This is a genomic window from Dactylosporangium sp. NPDC051541, assembly GCF_044454505.1.
Lineage (GTDB): Bacteria > Actinomycetota > Actinomycetes > Mycobacteriales > Micromonosporaceae > Dactylosporangium.
In genome coordinates this window covers 926943-944014 of sequence record NZ_JBITDU010000002.1, presented here as the reverse complement: position 1 = coordinate 944014, position 17072 = coordinate 926943, and the positions used below count along the sequence as shown (strand labels likewise).

Sequence of the window (17072 nt, the reverse complement as noted above, 5' to 3'; positions counted from 1 at the left end):
CCCCCGCTCTGGATCGCCGATCCGTTCGTGTCCGAAATACTAAGGGCTGGCACGGTGATTCCGCTCGATCGGACTACACCTTGACCATTGACGCGGTTCAAGTTTGGGGAATTCCCCAATCCCACCGGCGGCACGATCGACGCAGCGACGGCCGAGCCGACCGCTGCTCACCCCTCCGGTACCGAAGGACGCCCGATGACGACCGTCATGGAACCCGACGCCGCCGACCTGACCGAAGCCTGGCTGTCCGAGGACCTCGACGCCTGGACGCGCCGGGTCGTGCGCCGGCACTTCGACCCGCGGACGGGCAGCCCGTACTGGCTGTCGCGCCGGCCGTACCTCGGCTTCGACCCGCTGGACATCACCCGGTACGCGCAGCTGGCCCAGTTCGAGCCATTCTCGCTGGCCACGCTGCGTGACCTCGATCCGGTGCAGCTCGTGCCGGGCGACATCCCGCGTCCGCTGGCCGGGCGGATCTGGGAGTCGGGCGGCACCACCGGCCGCCCGTGCCGCATCTTCCACACCCCCTCGATGGCCGAGCACCACACCCAGTGGCGCCTGCTCGGGCTGCGCCAGGCCGGCTTCGAGCCCGGGCGGACGTGGCTGTACGCCTGCCCGAGCGGTCCGCACATCGTCGGGCGCGGCGCGAACCAGATCGCGGAGCTCTACCACTCGACGGTCTACACGATGGACCTCGATCCCCGGTGGATCAAGCGGCTCATCCGGGACAGCCGGCTCGTCGAGATGAACCTGTACGTCGAGCACACCATCGAGCAGATGACGGACCTGCTGGAGACCGGGCGGGTGCAGTACCTCGAGACGACCCCCGCGATTCTGCAGGCCCTCATCGCCCGCCGGCCCGAGCTGGTCGCCGGCCTGGAGGGGGTCGGGCTCGGTGGCACCCAGCTCACGCCGCCGATGTACCGCGAAATCCGCGAGGCGCTTGAAGGCGGCGTCATCGGCACCACCTATGGCAACACGTTCGGCTGCGCGATGGGCCTGCCGGCCGTGAACGACGGTGCCGTCCTGCCGTACCTGCCCAACTATCCGCAGGTCACGATGGCCGTGGTGGACAAGGACGACCCGCGCCGCGAGGTCGGCTTCGGCGAGGTCGGCCGGGTCCGGCTCACCGTGCTGCACGACGACCTGTTCCTGCCCAACATCCTGGAGCGCGATCAGGCGATCCGCTTCGACACCGGCGGCGAGTGGCCGTGCGACGGGGTCGCCAACGTGCGGCCGCTGCAGATCAGCTCGGCGACGCCCGAAGGCCTGTACTGAACATCCGCCCGAGATCGACCGAGATGAGGAGTGGTTCGTGGATACGGGTCTGAAGCGGGAGCTGGAGGACAAGGTCTTCGCCGGTGAGCGGCTCAGCCGGGAGGACGGCCTCGCGCTCTACGCGTGCGACGACCTGGCGTGGCTCGGCGGGCTCGCGCACTCCGTGCGGACGCGCAAGAACGGCGACGTCGTGCACTTCAACATCAACCGGCACCTGAACATGACCAACGTGTGCACCGCCTCCTGCGCGTACTGCTCGTTCCAGCGCAAACCGGGCGAGAAGGACGCGTACACGATGCGGATCGAGGACGCCGTCCGCCTGGCCAAGGAGATGGAGGGCGAGCAGCTCACCGAGCTGCACATCGTCAACGGCCTGCACCCGACGCTGCCGTGGCGGTACTACCCCCGCTCGATCCGCGCGCTCAAGGAGACCCTGCCGCCGACGGTGGCCATCAAGGCCTTCACCGCCACCGAGATCCAGTGGTTCGAGAAGATCTCCGGCCGGCCGGCCAGTGAGATCCTCGACGAGCTGATCGACGCCGGCCTGGAGTCGCTGACCGGTGGCGGCGCGGAGATCTTCGACTGGGAGGTCCGCCAGCACATCGTCGACCACGCCTGCCACTGGGAGGACTGGTCGCGCATCCACAGCCTGGCCCACAGCAAGGGGCTCAAGACGCCCTGCACCATGCTCTACGGCCACATCGAGGAGCACCGCCACCGGGTGGACCACGTCCTGCGGCTGCGCGAGCTGCAGGACGAGACCGGCGGTTTCCAGGTCTTCATTCCGCTGCGGTACCAGCACGACTTCCACGACTCCCGGGACGGCAAGGTCCGCAACCGGCTGATGGCGCGCACGACGATGGCCACCGGCGCCGAGGCGCTCAAGACGTTCGCCGTGTCCCGGCTGCTGTTCGACAACGTCCAGCACGTCAAGGTGTTCTGGGTCATGCACGGCCTGCAGACCGCCTCGCTCGCGCTCAACCACGGCGCCGACGACATCGACGGCTCGGTTGTCGAATACAAGATCACCCACGACGCCGACAACTACGGGACCCCGGACAAGATGACCCGCGAGAGCCTGCTGGACCTCATCCGGGACGCCGGCTTCCGGCCCGTGGAGCGCAACACCCGATACGAGATCATCCGCGAGTTCGAGGGGCCGGACCTCCAGCGCCGCGAGACGCCGCAGCCGATGCGGGTGTGAGCGTGCGTTCCCGCAACCGTGACAGCGATCCACGAGACGAGGCAGGTGAGCGCGGATGACCGCGGAGACGGTGGCCACGGAGCAGCTCGAGGTCTGGATCGACCAGGGCCTGTGCACCGGTGACGGGATCTGCGCCCAGTATGCGCCGGACGTGTTCGAGCTCGACGTCGACGGCCTGGCCTACGTCAAGGGCGGCGACGGCGAGCTGCGCCACGACGCCGGCTCGGCGGTGTTCGTCCCGCTGATGGCGGCCAAGGACGTCATCGACTCGGCCCAGGAGTGTCCGGGCGCGTGCATCCACGTGCGGCGGGCCGGTGACGGCGTGGAGGTGTACGGGCCGGACGCCGAGTCGTCATGATCAAGGCGCTGTTCCCTTCCGGTGTGGCGGCCGTCGAGGCGTTCGACGACGCCGAGCCGGCGCCGCTGTATCCGGAAGAGCTGGCGCTGCTGGGCAACGCCGTGGCGAAGCGGCGCGACGAGTTCGCCACCGCCCGCCGCTGCGCCCGGCAGGCCCTCGGCCTGCTGGGCTGCCCGCCGGGGCCGATCACGGCCGGGCCGCGCCGCGAGCCGCGCTGGCCCGCGGGGGTCACCGGCGCCATCACGCACTGCGCCGGCTATCGGGCCGCGGTCGTGGCCCGGGCCGGCGAGTTCTTGGCCCTGGGCGTCGACGCCGAGCCGAACGGGCCCCTGCCCGAGGGCATCCTGGAGACGATCGCCGGGCCGGCCGAGCGGCAGCACCTGGCGCTGCTGCGCCGGCAGCATCCGGCGGTGCACTGGGACCGGCTGCTGTTCAGCGCCAAGGAGGCCGTGTTCAAGGCGTGGTATCCGCTGACCGAACGCTGGCTGGACTTCGACGAGGCGGCGGTGACCTTCGACGCCGACCGGGCGACGTTCGCCGCGCGACTGCTGGCGCCGGGTCCGGTCGTCGGCGGGACCGAGCTGAGCGGCTTCTCCGGCCGCTGGCTCATCGGCCGCGGGCTGCTCGTGACCGGGATCGCGGTCGCGGCCCGGCGCCCGGCGGTCACCGTGCGTCCGTTGCCCGATCTCATCGGCTACTAGGGCGAGCCGGGGCCGCCACCCGCGGCCCCGGTCGCACGGTGGCGGCCAGCAGCAGCCCCAACCCGGCCCCGACGGCGAGCCCGATGCCGTGCTGGTCGGGCCGGGCCGCGAGCAGTCCGGCCGTCACGAGCGACACGATCGCGGCGCCGAACGCGATGCCCCGGTAGCGCCGGCCGCGCAGCAGCACGCTGAGCACCACCAGCACGACCGTCGGGGCCACGAACGCGCCGACGGTCCCGCCGAAGCCGAGCCCGGCCACGCACGCGGTGTAGTACGGGACCACGAACGTGTGCGGGCGGGTCGCCTCGCCCGGGCGCAGGAGCAGCAGCGCGGCCAAGCCGCCGACGAGCCCGCAGACGGCGATCGAGTTGCCCGCACCGTGCGGGTCGAGCCGCTCGCCGACGACCGCCTCGCCGAAGAGCCCGGTGCCCAGGTACAGCAGCAGCCAGCGCACGGTGCCGAAGCGCCGCTCGGCGATGACGCCGGCGATGACCAGCGAGGCGATGTTGAACGCGATCTGGCCCCAGCCCGCCGGCTGGACCAGCAGCGGGGTGAACCAGCGCCACCACTCCCCGTCGTGCAGGGCGGGGTAGTCCCGGCGGAACCGGTCCACCAGGCCGGGATCGGCCAGCTGGGCGGCCGCACCGGCCGCGGTCGCGAGGGTCACCAGGGCGGTGGCGATGGGCGGATGGACCCGTCGCGGTGGGCGTGGGGGTTCGACGTCGCTCACTGTCGTAACGGTACCGGGCCGCCCCGGCACCGGCCCGGCCACGCGCCCGGGCGCCGGCCAATCTAGGCGTTCCCTTAATCACGCTCGCCCATGCTCATAGCCGACCAGGGGAGGGCGACCGGTGACAGCGGTGACGCACGGATCGGGCGGGGCGGATACGGACCCGGCCGCGGTGGAGGACTGGATCCGGCGGCACGCCGCCGCGAAGGCCGGCGTGTCCGCGGAGGCCGTCGAACCGGACTCGGTCCTGGCCGACCTCGGCCTGTCCTCGCGCGACGCGCTCGTGCTGCTCGGTGAGCTGCAGGACCGGCTGGGCCGGCCGATCCCGGCCACGGTCTTCTGGCAGTACCCGACGGCGCGGCTGCTGGCCCGGCACCTGACCGGGGCCGCACCGGCGACCGCGCCGGCGGAGGCCCGCGCGGTCGAGCCGGGGGAGCCCATCGCGGTCATCGGTGTCGGCTGCCGGTTCCCGGGCGCCGCCGACCCGGCCGCCTATTGGCAGCTGCTCGACGAGGGCCGCGACGCGGTCGGCGGTGACGTGCCCGGCCACCCGCCGATGGGCCGCCCGCACGGGCTGCTGGCGCACGTCGACGCGTTCGACGCCGAGTTCTTCGCCATCGCCGGCCGCGAGGCCGCCCACATCGACCCGCAGCACCGGTTGCTGCTCGAGGTGGCCTGGGAGACGTTCGAGGACGCCGGGGTTGTGCCGGCCGGCCTGGCCGGGAGCCGCACCGGCGTGTTCGTCGGCATCAGCAGCAGCGACTACGGCCGGCTGCTGGCCGCGGACCCGGGCCGGCTGGGGCCGTACACCGGCACCGGCCAGGCGCTGAGCATCGCCGCCAACCGCATCTCCTACGCGCTGGACCTCAAGGGTCCGAGCGTGGCCGTGGACACCGCGTGCTCGTCCTCGCTGGTGGCGCTGCACCTGGCCTGCCAAGCTCTGCGCAACGGCGAGGCCGACGCGGCCCTCGCCGGCGGGGTGAACCTGGTGCTGTCCGGCGACGGCACCGCCGTGTTCGCCTCGGCCGGGATGATGGCCGCCGACGGGCGCTGCAAGACGTTCGACGCCGCCGCCGACGGGTACGTGCGGGCCGAGGGCTGCGGCCTGGTCCTGCTCAAGCCGCTCGGCGCCGCGCGGCGCGACGGCGACCGGGTGCTCGCCGTGGTCCGCGGTTCGGCGGTGAACCAGGACGGGCGCAGCAACGGGCTGACCGCCCCGCACGGCGGCGCTCAGGAGGACGTGCTGCGCGCGGCGCTGCGCGATGCCGGCCTGCGCCCGGCCGACGTCAGCTACGTCGAGGCCCACGGCACCGGCACACCGCTCGGCGACCCGATCGAGGCGGCCGCGCTGGCCGCCGTGCTCGGCGCGGACCGACCGGCCGGAGAGCGGTTCGCCGTCGGCTCGGTGAAGACCAACATCGGCCACGCGGAGGCCGCCGCGGGCATCGCCGGGGTGATCAAGGTCGTGCAGATGCTGCGCCACGGCCGGATCCCGGCGCACCTGCACCTGCGGGAGCGCAACCCCCGCATCGCGGCCGACGCGCCCTTCGAGATCCCGGCGACCGGCCGGGCGTGGACGGCCCGGCCGGGGCCGCTGACCGCCGGGGTCAGCTCCTTCGGCTTCGGCGGCACCAACGCCCACGTCCTGCTGCAGGCCGCGCCCGCGCCCGAGCCCGGAGCCACCCCGGCCGGGGGCGGCCCGCGCCCGGCCCACCTGCTCACCGTGAGTGCCCGCAGCCCGGCGGCACTGGCCACGCTGGCCGGCCGCTACGCCGAGACCCTGCGCGCCGAGACGGCCCCGGCCCTCGGTGACCTCGCCCCGTCCGTCCACACCGGACGGACACACTTCAAGCACCGGGCCGCGTTCGCCGCCCGCAACCGCGACGAGGCGCTCGAGCATCTCGACCGGCTCGCCGCGGGGGTCGGCCATCCGGCGGTACACCTGGGGCAGCGGCCGGCCGAAGGGCCCGGCCCGGTCGCCTTCCTGTTCAGCGGGCAGGGTTCGCAGTACGCCGACATGGCCCGGCAGCTGTACGTGACCAACGCCCGGTTCCGGCGGACACTGCTGTCCTGCGACGAGATCCTGCGCGCCGAGCTCGGCCGGAGCCTGCCGTCGATCATCTTCGCGGCACCGGCCGACCGGCACCTGCTCGGCGAGACCCGATACACGCAGCCGGCACTGTTCAGTATCGAATACGCGCTGGCCGATCTGTGGGCCGGCTGGGGTGTGCACCCGGGCCACCTGCTCGGACACAGCGTCGGCGAGCTGGCCGCGGCCTGCGTCGCCGGGGTGTTCGGGCTGGAGGACGGGCTGCGCCTGGTCGCCGCCCGGGGCCGCCTGGTGCAGGAGCTCGGCCCGCCCGGGGCGATGCTGGCCGCCTTCGCGGGCGAGGACGAGGTCCGCGCGGCCGCCGGCCCGGACGTGGCGATCGCCGCCGTGAACGCCCCGACGAACGTGACCGTGGCCGGCCGCCCAGAGGCGATCGCGGCGGCCGCGCGCCGCCTCGCCGAACGCGGCATCGAGGTCCGTTCACTGGCGTCGGGCTTCGCCTTCCACTCGCCGCTGCTGGAGGCCGCCGCGGCGGCGTTCGCCGAGGTCGCGGCGGGCGTCGAGTATCGCGACCCGGCCGTGCCGCTCATGAGCGACCTCGACGGGCGGTACTTCGACGAGCGGTATCGCCCCGACGCCGCCTACTGGACCCGGCACCTGACCGCGCCGATCCGCTACGCCGACGCGGTGGCCGCCCTCGGCCGGGCCGGTGTCGCGAACTTCGTGGAGATCGGGCCGGGCCAGGTGCTCCTCGGTGCCGGCCGCCGGGTCGTGTCCGGGGCCCGCTGGCTGGCGTCGCTGCGCCCGGGCGTCGACGACGCCGTCGTGCTCACCGACTCCCTGGCCCGGCTCTACGCCGCCGGCCACGACCCGGACTGGTCCGGGCTGCACGACGGGTACCGGCGCCGCCGGGTGCCGCTGCCCACCTACCCGTTCGAACGCCGGCGGCACTGGCTGCCGGCCGCGGCTCCACCGGCACCGGCGGCACCCGCCGGGCGCGACGAAGTTGAGGAGAGCATGCAGCAGCCCGAGGAAGATCCGATCCTCGCCGATCTCGCGCACGTCGTCGTGACCCTGCTCGAGCTCGGCTCGCCGATCGACCCGGACATGTCGTTCCTGGAGCTCGGCGCCGACTCGATGACGATGTTCCAGACCATCCAGACCGTGCAGCGCACCTTCGGCGTCACCATTCCGATCGGGCTGCTGTTCGAGGAGGTCAACACCCTGCGCCGGCTGGCCGGGTACATCCGCTCGAACGCCGACCCGTCGCTGCTGGCCGCCCGGTTCGCCCCGGCTGTGGAGCCCGCAGCCCTCCCCGAACGCCCGGTCGTCGCGACGCGGCCGGTGCCGGGCAATGCGGTCGAGCGCTTCCTCGAGGTCCACTCGCAGGTCATGGACCAGGCCTACGAACTGTTGCGCCGGCGGGGTGGAGCCGAGCCGGAGCGCCCGGGGCTCGTGGAAGAGCTTCCGTCGCCGACCGCCGTGCCGGTCGCCCCGGCCGGCACGTTCGTCGCGTTCGGCGGCCGGGCGGACGGCTCGCGCACCCTCGACCCGGCCCAGCGCGCGTTCGTGGCCGACCTCGTCGAGCGCTTCCGGGCCCGCACCGTGGGCTCCCGGGACCAGGCCGCGGCCGAGCGCGGCCACCACGCCGACGTCCGGCACGCGCCGCAGCCCTACCTCAACCTCAAGGAGATCCGCTACCCGATCGTGGTCGCCCGCTCGAAGGGAGCGCGGGTGTGGGACGTCGACGGCAACGAGTACCTCGACCTCACGATGGGCTTCGGCGTCAACTTCTTCGGCCACGGCGAGGACTTCATCGACGACGCGGTGCGCACTCAGCTCGCCGACGGCATGCAGCTCGGCCCGCACTCTCCACTGGTGCCCGAGGTGACCGGCCTGGTGCGAGACCTCACCGGCAAGGAGCGGGTGGTGTACTGCAACACGGGCTCCGAGGCCGTCATGGTCGCCGTGCGGCTGGCCCGGGCGGTGACCGGCCGGGACCGGATCGCGCTGTTCGCCGGGGCATACCACGGCTCGGCCGACCCGATCCTGGCCCGCCAGAACCTCGACCGCGCCAGCGGCGACTCGGTGCCGATGGCCCCCGGGGTCCCGGCCGAGGTCGCCGCCAACGCGCTCGTGCTGCCCTACGGGGACCCCTCATCCTTGGCGGTACTGCGAGAGCGCGCCCACGAGCTCGCGGCCGTCCTGGTCGAGCCGGTGCAGAGCCGCCGGCCGGACATCCAGCCGGTCGAGTTCCTGCGCGAGGTCCGCACCATCACCGCCGGCGCCGACACGCCGCTGATCTTCGACGAGGTCATCACCGGCTTCCGGATGCACCCCGGCGGGGTACAGGCCCTGTGGGGCATCAGCGCCGACATCACCACCTACGGCAAGGTCGTCGGCGGCGGGCTGCCGATCGGCCTGGTCGCCGGGGACCCGCGCTACCTCGACGCCATCGACGGCGGGGCGTGGCAGTTCGGCGACCAGCCCTATCCGCAGTCGGTGCGGACCTTCTTCTCCGGTACCTTCTGCAAGCACCCCCTGGCCCTGGCGGCCGCTCGCGCCGTGCTGCGGGAGATGCGCGAACGCGGCCCGGACCTGCAGGCCGGCCTCAGCGCCCGGGTCGAGGCGCTCGGCGCCGGCCTGGACGCCATGTTCGAGGCGGCGTCGGTGCCGATCCGGGTGGCCCGGTTCGGCTCGCTGTTCCGGCTGCGCCTGGTCGACGAGCCCCAGCAGTCGGAGCGGGTCGAGATCTTCCACACCCTGCTCGTCGAGGCCGGCCTGTACATCTGGGAAGGCCGCAACTGCTTCCTGTCGACCGCGCACACCGACGCCGATGTCGAGCGGATCGTCACCACCGTCGTGCGCGCCGCCGATGCGATGACCGCGGCCGGCCTGCTGCCCGGCGCCCGCCCGATCATGGCTGTCGCGTGAGCGCCCGTCATGTGCTGCTGGAGCGGCCCGAGTTGGCGACCGTCGGCGACCTGGTGCGGCACTGGGCCGCGGTGCGCCCGGACGCCCCGGCCTGCACGGCGCTGGACAGTCACGGCACGGAGCTGGCGACGCTGAGCTACGCCGAGCTCGACGAGCGGGTCCGCGACACCGCCGCCGTCCTGCAGCAGACGACGAACCCCGGCGACCGCGCGATCCTCATGCTGCCCAACGGCGTGGACTTCGTCGTGGCGTTCTTCGCCTGCGCCTACGCGGGGCTCATCGCGGTGCCGGCGCCGTCGCCCGAGGGCGTCCACGGCGGCCGGCGCACCCTGGGGCGGCTGGCCGGCATCGTCAAGGACGCCGACCCGGTGCTGCTGCTGACCACCTCCGAGCTGGCCGGCTCGCCGCTCGCCGGCGAGCTCGGCACCGTCGAGCCGGTCGTGGTCGCCGACGTGCCGGACGGGCTGGGTGCGCTGTGGCGTGACCCCGGAGTGCGGGCGGAGGCGACGGCGTTGTTGCAGTACACCTCCGGATCCACCAATGCGCCGAAGGGTGTCGTGCTGAGCCACGGCAACGTGCTGGCCAACCTGTCCGCGATCGCCGTGCAGACCGGCGCGCACGAGTGCACCTCCGACGAGTTCGTCTGCGTCAGCTGGCTGCCGACGTTCCACGACATGGGCCTGGCCCAGATCCTCGGCTCGCTCTACAACGGCGGGCGGGTCGTGCTGATGCCGCCGATGGCACTGCTGATGCGGCCGTTCGTGTGGCTGCGGGCGGTCAGCCGATACCGGGCCCGCGTCTCCTCCGCGCCGAACTTCGCCTTCGACCTGTGCGCCGAGAAGATCACCGCCGAGCAACTCGGGCAGCTGGACCTCCGGTCGTGGGGGTACGCGCTCAACGGGGCGGAGCCGGTGCGGTACGACACCGTGGCCCGCTTCACGCGGACCTTCGCGGCCGCGGGGTTCCCCGCCAACGGCATCCGCCCCTGCTACGGGCTGGCGGAGTCGGTCGTCTACGTCACCGGCGCCCGCGACCCGCAGGACCCGCCCTACCTCGACGTCGACGCCGAGGCCCTCGAACAGCGCGACGAAGTACTCCCGGCGACGCCGGACCGGCCCCACCGGCGCGTCACCGCCTGCGGCCGCATCCCGCGCAACATCGAGCTCACCATCGCCGACCCGGCCACCGGCGCGCCGGTCGCCGACGGGCGCTGCGGCGAGATCCGGATCGGCGGCCCCAGCGTCTCGGCCGGGTACTGGGCCCAGCCCGAGGCGAGCGCGGCCCGGTTCGACGGCGGTGTCCTGCGCACCGGCGACGTCGGCTTCGTCCACAACGGTCAGCTGTACGTGCTCGGCCGCCGGGACGACCTCATCATCGTCGACGGCCGCAACCACTACCCGAGCGACGTGGAGGCCACCGTCGCCGCCGCCCACCCGGCGATCGCCACCCACCTCGTGGCCGCTTTCCTGTACGGCGACCGGCCGCAGCTGGGCATCGTCGCCGAGACGGCCCGGGCGGTGAAGGTCACCCGGGACGTGACCGCCGACGGCGCCGGGGCGGTTGGCTACGCTGAGATCGTGTCCGCCGTCCGCCGCGCCGTCGCCGAGGAGCACCAGCTCCACGCCGCCACCGTGATCCTGCTGCGCCCCGGAGCGCTGCCCCGCACGACGAGTGGCAAGGTCCAGCGCCGCCGCTGCCGTGACCTGCTGCCCGGCGGCGGGCCCAAGGCGTGGTGAGCGCGGAGCCGGTGCCGACCGGCGCCCGGCCGTCGATGCACACCCTGTTCGACTCCGCGACCGCATACGGGATCGGCGGGGTCGAGTCGGCCGCGCCCCCGCCGCCGATACAGGCCGTCCTCTTCGACTTCGTCAACACCCTGTTCCAGATGATCGAGGTGGCCGACTGGCTGCGGCTGGTCGCGGCCGACACCGGCCGGCCCGGCGCCCTGGACGACCCGGCCGCGGCCGAGGCCGTCGTCGCCGACCTGGCCACCGCCTACCAGCGCCCTGACGTGCTCGCGGCCCAGGTCGGCCGGGACCGCTCGATGACGGCGCACCGCGACGCCATGATCGCCTGGTTCGCCGCCGTCCCGTTCCTGCGGGGGCACGAGCCGGCCGCGCACGCCCGGATGATCGACGCCGGCTCGTGGCGCCCGTACCCCGACACCGCCCCGGTCCTGCGCACCCTGCGCGAGCGCGGCCTGCGGGTCGGGGTCGTCAGCGACATCGCCTGGGACATCCGCGTCTTCGCCGACCGGCACGGCCTCGGCGGCCTCATCGACGCCTGGGCCCTGTCCTTCGAGGCCGGCCGGGAGAAGCCCGACCCGGAGCTGTTCCGCAAGGCGTGCGCCGGCCTCGGCGCCGATCCCCGGGCCACCCTCATGGTTGGCGACAACCCGGCCCGCGACGGCGGCGCCGCCGCGGCCGGCCTGCGCTGCTACATCCTCCCGGCCGAGCACCGCACCGGCGAACGCGGCCTGCGCGCGGTGCTGGACCTGATCGGCCCGCGATGACTTGCGCGGGGTCGCGCCGTTGGCGGTCGTGACGGCCGTGGAGGGCGAGCGGCCGGCGCTCCTACTTGTCGACCGGGGTGGCCCGCAGTGGGCCGGTCGCGTGATGTCCGGGCAACGGGTCGACGGACCAGCCGCGCATCGGTGCCGCCGAGCGGCCGGCGGCGAGGCGTTCGGCCAGGCGGAGCGCGCCGATCGCGGCCTGCAGGTCGTCCTCGTCGTGCACCGGCCCGAGGACCAGCACCTCCAAGCCCAGGTCGACGTAGCGGGCCAGGGCCTGCGCGACGTCGGCGGCGCTGCCGACCAGGTATGGGCAGCGGGCCGCCGGCGTCTGCTGGGGATGGGCCCAGAACACGGAGTCCGGCTCGGCGCCGCCGGGATGCCGCCGGTGCGCCTCCCGCCAGGCCTGCGCCGCGGTCTCCCGGGCGATCAGCCCCAGCCGCAGCCCGCCACCGTGCGGGCGCTGCGCGTCCGGGGCGGCCCCGTCCAGAGCCGGCGCGTCACTGATGCGGATCGCGCCGAGGACCCGCCCGGCCGACGTGGCGGCCGGGGAGGAGCCGGTGACGAAGAGCCGCGGCGCGCAGCCGTCGGCCAGGGCCGGGTGGACCCGGGCCCCGCTGATCTCGTAGTAGTTGCCGCGGTAGGTGTGCACGCCGCCCGGCGAGAGGAGTGCGGCGATCACCTGGCCGTACTCCGCCAGGCGGTCGTGGCGCTGGTGGTGGTCGAGGAAGATGCCCAGCGCGCGCAGCTCGCCGGGGTGCTCGGTGGCGACGAGATCGAGGTCGACGCGGCGGCCGTAGACGGCGGCCAGCGCCGCGATCTTGCGGGCGGTGGCCAGCGGGTGCAGGTCGGCGGCGTCGGTGGCGATCAACGGCACCAGGGTTTCGCTGCGCTCCAGGACATATTGCGCGCCGACCCACGGGTCCGGGACGTCGTGGCCGCCGGACAATGAAAGGCCGACGGCGCCGGCCGCTTCGCTCCAGCGGATCGTGTCGGTGGTGGTCCGCCGGAAGTGCGTCGATGCGTCACCGGCGTGCGGAAAGGTCGTGTAGACGTCGACCCCAACGGTCATCGTGGATACCTCTCCGTGGTGCGAGGCCAACCGGTGGTCCAGATCGTCATCGTACTGTGGAACCTCCGTCGGCGGCACACGGCCGAAGCGGCGGCGCTGATCATCCGTACGGGTGGCGATGCTAGGCAGTTGCCGGGAAATCAACTCTTGCACCCCGACGATCCGGTCGGTTCTCCGTACTTGAGCACCTCGAGGGTCACCGTCGCGCCGGCCGCGGTGGCCGTGCCCGGCGCCGGGTCCTGGGCCACGACCAGCCAGTTGCGGTCCAGGATCTGGCGGCGATGGTCGGGGCCGTGGTCGCGGGACTCGGTGCGGTACCCCCCGGAGCGCAGTTTGTCCTGGGCCTCCTGCAGGTTCATGCACACCACGCCGGGCACGGTGCCGCGGTCGGCCGAGCCACCGCCGGCGCCGTCGGAGGGTTTGCGCACGCGCAGGGTGAGCTCGGTGTTGGCGTGCACCGTGGTCCCCGCGGCCGGTCGCTGTGACGTCACAACCCAGTTCTTCGGGTCGTACACGGTGCGGTTCTGCCCGGTGTCGTCGACGAGGTGGACGTTGCGGAGTTTCAGCGCGTTGAGCTGCTTGCGGGCGTCGGGCAGGCGGACGCCGGTGAGGGCGGGCATCGCCGCGTCGACCTGGTCGGCCTTGGGTTTGGCCGGGTTGCCCCAGTCGTGCTGCAGCGGGTGCAGCGCGCAGGACAGGAACGTGCTCAGCGTCAGGCAGCCGTTGGAGTCGAACTTGACCACGCCCCAGGTGATCGCGCCCACCGCGGCCCACTCGAACACGCCGCCGAGCAGCTGCGCGCCGATGAGCCGGCCGCCGGCGCCGAGCGCCATCGTCGGGTCGGCGACGACCGGATAGGCGACGTCGCGGCCGCGGTGCTCGACCACGAGCCGGACCTTGTCCCGGGCGACCTCGTAGTGGGCGGGCACGGCCGTGCCGTCGGCGTCGTAGGCCCACGGCGGCGGCAGCGCGCCGACGGTCTTGCCGTCCCGGGACAGCTCGACACCGCCGTGTGCCAGGCGCGGCGCGGCCCCGGCGACGGTGGTCTCGAACGATGCCGGCGCCGAGGACCCCTTGACCACGTAGATGATCCGCACCGCCTCGTCGGCCACGACCTGCTGGGCGATGTCGGTGGCGGGCGCGGCGTCGCGGAACAGCACGACACCCCGGGCCGCCGCCTGGCCGGTGCCGCTGCCGCCGGCGCTGTGGGCGGTGACCTGGACGCTGCCGTCGTGCAGGGCGACGCCCTGCGCGAGGCTGTCGGTGACGCGGGCGGAGGTCGTGCTCCCGCCGCGGGAGATACTGTGCGCGTCGGCGGTGACGGAGCGGCTGTCGGACTGGGCCAGCACGTCGGCGAAGGTGTTCGGAGGCTTGGCGTAGCCGGGTAACGTCCCCGACCGTTCGCCCTGCTGCGGCTCGCACGCGGTCGCGCCGCTCAACGCGAGGGCACAGGCCGCGACGACGGCGATCGATCGACTCGCTTCGTTCCGACGCATCCTTGCAGTGTGCCTGCTGACCCCTTAGTGATGCATCTAGCGGTACTTCACGGGCCGCGCTTCCAGGCCTCGATCGGCGGCCGGAGTCGGGCCGGCCGGCTGGGGCCCGGCGGTGCGGCGGAGGCCGTGCACGGCGATGACCGCGACGATCAGCGGCACCGTGATCAGGAACGCGAGGCGCAGGCCGGTGTGGCCGCCGATGGCCGCCAATGCGGTGGGGGCGAGCAGGATCGCCGTGCCGGACGCGACGGTACCGATGGACACGGCGTGCCGGGCCGACAAGCCGGGCGTCGCCACGAGAGCGGCCAGGGTGACCGGATACAGCGTCGCCACCCCGACCCCGGCGACGGCCAGGGCCACGGTCACGCCGACGGGCTCCTCGATCACGGCGACCGCCACGGCCGCGGCGGCGGTGAGCGCACCGCCGATCGGCACCGCCGGCAGCCGGGCCAGCAGCGGCGGGGCCAGGATGCGGCCGATCGCCATGCCGGCCGGGAACGCCGCGCCCAGCAGTGCCGCCACCGACGCCGAGACACCGGCCTCGGTCAGCCGGGCCACCGCCCAGATCGTGAAGCAGAACTCGATCGAGACGGCCAGCACGACTGCGGTCCAGCGCCGGGCGACCGCGCCGAGCCGCGGCCGCTGTGGCGACTCCGGGGGAGGTTCGGCGGTGCGGGCCGGTGAGGGCTCCGTGGTGTGGGCCGGTCGGCTCGCGGCCAGCATGAGTAGGGGTATCACCAGCGGCACAAGCAGGAGGCGGCCAGTGACGCCGGTGGAGTCGAGTGCGCCGATGGCCATGGGGGCCAGGACGGCGACGATGCTGCCGACGGCGATCACCCTGGACAGGCGCTGTGCCAGGTGGTCGCCGGCGAGTAGGGCCGGGGTCACCATGTTCAGCGCCGCGGTGCCGGCGCCCAGGAGCAGCACCCCCGCGATCGCGACCGGCACCGTGGGCGCGACGGCGAACAGGACGCAGCCGGCGGCCAGCACGATCGCCCCGCCGCGCAGGGTGGAGTGCGGCCCGCGGCGCAGCAGTATCGGGCCGGCCAGGCCGACGGCGATCAGTCCGAGGCCTACGCTGGCGGACATGCCCGCGAGGCGCTCCGCCGGCAGGTCCAGGTCGCGGGCGGCCAGGACGAGGAAGGCGCCGAGGCCGGAGAGGGCGACGCCGAGGACGGCCTGGGCGACGGCGGCCTGCCGGTCGGCGCTGCGGGTCGTGGGGCTGGCCATGGGGTCACCTTTTCGGACCGGTACTAATATGCTCGTAACACGAGGATAAGGCGGTGTGCGGCTCCATGGCAATCCAGGCTCGGCTTCGCTCCGACACGATGCGATGGCACACCGTGGCCCAGGCGCTCGCGCTCGTGCGCCGCCGGCCCGGCATCACCCGCGCCGCGCTGGCCCGCGAGCTCAAGCTGACCAGCGGGTTCGCCGCCGAGCTGGTCAGCCGGATGCGCCAGGCCCGGCTGCTGACCGAGACCCCGGCCGCGGCCACCGGGCGGGGCCGGCCCACAACCGTGCTGGAGCCGCACCCGGACGGGCCGATGGTCCTCGCGATCGAGCTGCGCCAGGACGTCTGGCGGCACGCCCTGGTCACCGTCGACGGGCAGCTCCACGACGTGCGGTCCCACCGGCACCGCGACCGGGACCCCGCGACCGTGCTCGCCGCCATGCGCGGCGTGGTCGACCAGACCGGGGCGGCGCTCGGGCCCCGCCTGCGGGCCGTCGCCCTCGCGGCCGCCGGCACCGTCCGCGACCACCGGCTCGTCCAGGCCACCACCCTCGGCTGGGGCGAGACCGACCTGACCGCGCTCACCCGCGGCATCGAGCTGCCCCTGCTGGTCGGCAACGACGCCACCCTCGCCGGCGTCGCCGAGGCCCGCACCGGCGCCGCGAGCACCACCCACACCGCCCTGCACCTGATCACCACGACCGGCATCGGCGGCGTCGTCACCGTCGACGGGCAGCCGCTGACCGGCACACACGGCGCCGCCGGCGAGTTCGGCCACCTGCCGCTCGGCGACCGCCGGCTGGCCTGCCCCTGCGGCGCCCGCGGCTGCTGGGACCTCGAGGTCGACGGCCGCGCCCTCGCCCGCCACCTCGGCGAACCCGCCCCCGCGAACCCCTACGACTACGCCCTCGCCGTCCTCGCCCGCGCCGCCGCCGCCGACGACGGGACCGCCGACCGCGCGCTCGACGGTGCCGGGCAGCGAGCGTCTGAACGCGCAACTGAACGCGCGGCCGAAGGCGCCGTCGGGGGGAGCGCCGAACGGGCCGCCGTCGACGCTGTCGCGGAGGCGCTCGGCTCGGGTATCGCCGGGCTCGTCAACATCTGCGACCCGGGCCTCGTCACGTTCGCCGGACTCGGGCCCGTGATTCGCCGCGTCGCCGGGCCGGTGTTCGAACGCGCCTACATCGGCGGGCTCATGCGCGGGCATCGGGCCGATCCGCCGGCCATCGTCGAGGCCGCGCACGGTGACGACGGGCCGCTGCGCGGCGCCGCGCTCATGGGCCTCGACCACATCACCGCCGAAGACGCCCTCGCCGCCTGGAGCGGGCTGGAGCGCTGATCCACGACCGAGCGCTGATCGAAGACCGAGCGCTGGTCCGCGATCGAGCGCTGATCCGCGACCGAGCGCTGATCGAAGACCGAGCGCTGATCCACGACCGAGCGCTGATCCACGACCGAGCGCTGAACGACGACCGGGTGGCGGCCGGTTGGCCACCGCCCGGTCTCATC

General features: G+C 74.0%; 12 protein-coding genes. 8 read left to right on the top strand and 4 right to left on the bottom strand.

The features are described 5' to 3' along the window. Nucleotides 1-195: 195 nt before the first annotated feature. From ACIA8L_RS12390 to ACIA8L_RS12375, 4 genes are read left to right on the top strand one after another with little or no spacing between them, the layout of a single operon-like run. Entirely contained in the window at nt 196-1278 is a 1083-nt protein-coding gene (locus ACIA8L_RS12390) for a hypothetical protein (protein ID WP_395903460.1), read from the top strand. A gap of 37 nt (nt 1279-1315) precedes the next feature. Then, nucleotides 1316-2482: an aminofutalosine synthase MqnE gene (mqnE, locus tag ACIA8L_RS12385; protein ID WP_395903458.1), complete on the top strand. Its 1167-nt coding sequence runs from the start codon at nt 1316-1318 to the stop codon at nt 2480-2482. A 55-nt stretch (nt 2483-2537) separates the two neighbouring features. Continuing rightward, nucleotides 2538-2840, top strand: coding sequence for a ferredoxin (locus tag ACIA8L_RS12380; RefSeq protein WP_395903456.1), 303 nt, complete (start codon nt 2538-2540; stop codon nt 2838-2840). Next, nucleotides 2837-3541: a 4'-phosphopantetheinyl transferase gene (locus ACIA8L_RS12375; protein ID WP_395903453.1), complete on the top strand. Its 705-nt coding sequence runs from the start codon at nt 2837-2839 to the stop codon at nt 3539-3541. The genes ACIA8L_RS12380 and ACIA8L_RS12375 overlap by 4 nt, the downstream gene beginning before the upstream one ends. Here the strand turns inward: ACIA8L_RS12375 and ACIA8L_RS12370 are convergent. Next, complete coding sequence (locus ACIA8L_RS12370; protein ID WP_395903451.1) at nt 3528-4271, bottom strand: rhomboid family intramembrane serine protease; 744 nt, start codon at nt 4269-4271, stop codon at nt 3528-3530. The two genes, ACIA8L_RS12375 and ACIA8L_RS12370, sit on opposite strands and share 14 nt — an antisense overlap. A 130-nt stretch (nt 4272-4401) precedes the next feature. Here ACIA8L_RS12370 and ACIA8L_RS12365 point away from each other — a divergent pair, with 130 nt between their 5' ends. From ACIA8L_RS12365 to ACIA8L_RS12355, 3 genes are read left to right on the top strand one after another with little or no spacing between them, the layout of a single operon-like run. Then, complete coding sequence (locus ACIA8L_RS12365) at nt 4402-9255, top strand: type I polyketide synthase (RefSeq protein ID WP_395903449.1); 4854 nt, start codon at nt 4402-4404, stop codon at nt 9253-9255. Beyond that, the gene (locus tag ACIA8L_RS12360) at nt 9252-10991 is read left to right on the top strand and encodes a fatty acyl-AMP ligase (protein WP_395903446.1); all 1740 of its coding nucleotides are present in this window, start codon (nt 9252-9254) and stop codon (nt 10989-10991) included. Before ACIA8L_RS12365 ends, ACIA8L_RS12360 begins: the two co-directional genes overlap by 4 nt. Then, nucleotides 10988-11767 carry an HAD family hydrolase gene (locus ACIA8L_RS12355; RefSeq protein WP_395903444.1) on the top strand — a complete coding sequence of 260 codons (780 nt, stop codon included), beginning with the start codon at nt 10988-10990 and terminating at the stop codon, nt 11765-11767. Before ACIA8L_RS12360 ends, ACIA8L_RS12355 begins: the two co-directional genes overlap by 4 nt. A 61-nt stretch (nt 11768-11828) precedes the next feature. Here ACIA8L_RS12355 and ACIA8L_RS12350 read toward each other — a convergent pair whose 3' ends face one another. The 3 genes from ACIA8L_RS12350 to ACIA8L_RS12340 all read right to left on the bottom strand — a co-directional run bounded on the left by ACIA8L_RS12350 (nt 11829) and on the right by ACIA8L_RS12340 (nt 15562). Then, nucleotides 11829-12836: an LLM class flavin-dependent oxidoreductase gene (locus ACIA8L_RS12350; protein WP_395903442.1), complete on the bottom strand. Its 1008-nt coding sequence runs from the start codon at nt 12834-12836 to the stop codon at nt 11829-11831. A gap of 140 nt (nt 12837-12976) precedes the next feature. After that, nucleotides 12977-14332, bottom strand: coding sequence for a PASTA domain-containing protein (locus tag ACIA8L_RS12345; RefSeq protein WP_395903439.1), 1356 nt, complete (start codon nt 14330-14332; stop codon nt 12977-12979). Between the two features lie 36 nt (nt 14333-14368). After that, nucleotides 14369-15562 (bottom strand): MFS transporter, encoded by a 1194-nt coding sequence (locus ACIA8L_RS12340; RefSeq protein ID WP_395903437.1) that lies wholly within the window; start codon nt 15560-15562, stop codon nt 14369-14371. 98 nt (nt 15563-15660) lie between these two features. Here ACIA8L_RS12340 and ACIA8L_RS12335 point away from each other — a divergent pair, with 98 nt between their 5' ends. Next, a complete protein-coding gene (locus tag ACIA8L_RS12335) occupies nt 15661-16902 on the top strand; it encodes an ROK family protein (RefSeq protein WP_395903435.1) in 1242 nt (413 codons plus the stop codon). Nucleotides 16903-17072 lie beyond the last annotated feature (170 nt).

Excerpts from the sequence above, each read along its gene's own strand:
- ACIA8L_RS12390 (WP_395903460.1), top strand. The coding sequence starts at position 196 with ATGACGACCGTCATGGAACCCGACGCCGCCGACCTGACCGAAGCCTGG.
- ACIA8L_RS12380 (WP_395903456.1), top strand. The coding sequence starts at position 2,538 with ATGACCGCGGAGACGGTGGCCACGGAGCAGCTCGAGGTCTGGATCGAC.
- ACIA8L_RS12375 (WP_395903453.1), top strand. The coding sequence starts at position 2,837 with ATGATCAAGGCGCTGTTCCCTTCCGGTGTGGCGGCCGTCGAGGCGTTC.
- ACIA8L_RS12350 (WP_395903442.1), bottom strand. The coding sequence starts at position 12,836 with ATGACCGTTGGGGTCGACGTCTACACGACCTTTCCGCACGCCGGTGAC.
- ACIA8L_RS12345 (WP_395903439.1), bottom strand. The coding sequence starts at position 14,332 with ATGCGTCGGAACGAAGCGAGTCGATCGATCGCCGTCGTCGCGGCCTGT.
- ACIA8L_RS12340 (WP_395903437.1), bottom strand. The coding sequence starts at position 15,562 with ATGGCCAGCCCCACGACCCGCAGCGCCGACCGGCAGGCCGCCGTCGCC.
- ACIA8L_RS12335 (WP_395903435.1), top strand. The coding sequence starts at position 15,661 with ATGCGATGGCACACCGTGGCCCAGGCGCTCGCGCTCGTGCGCCGCCGG.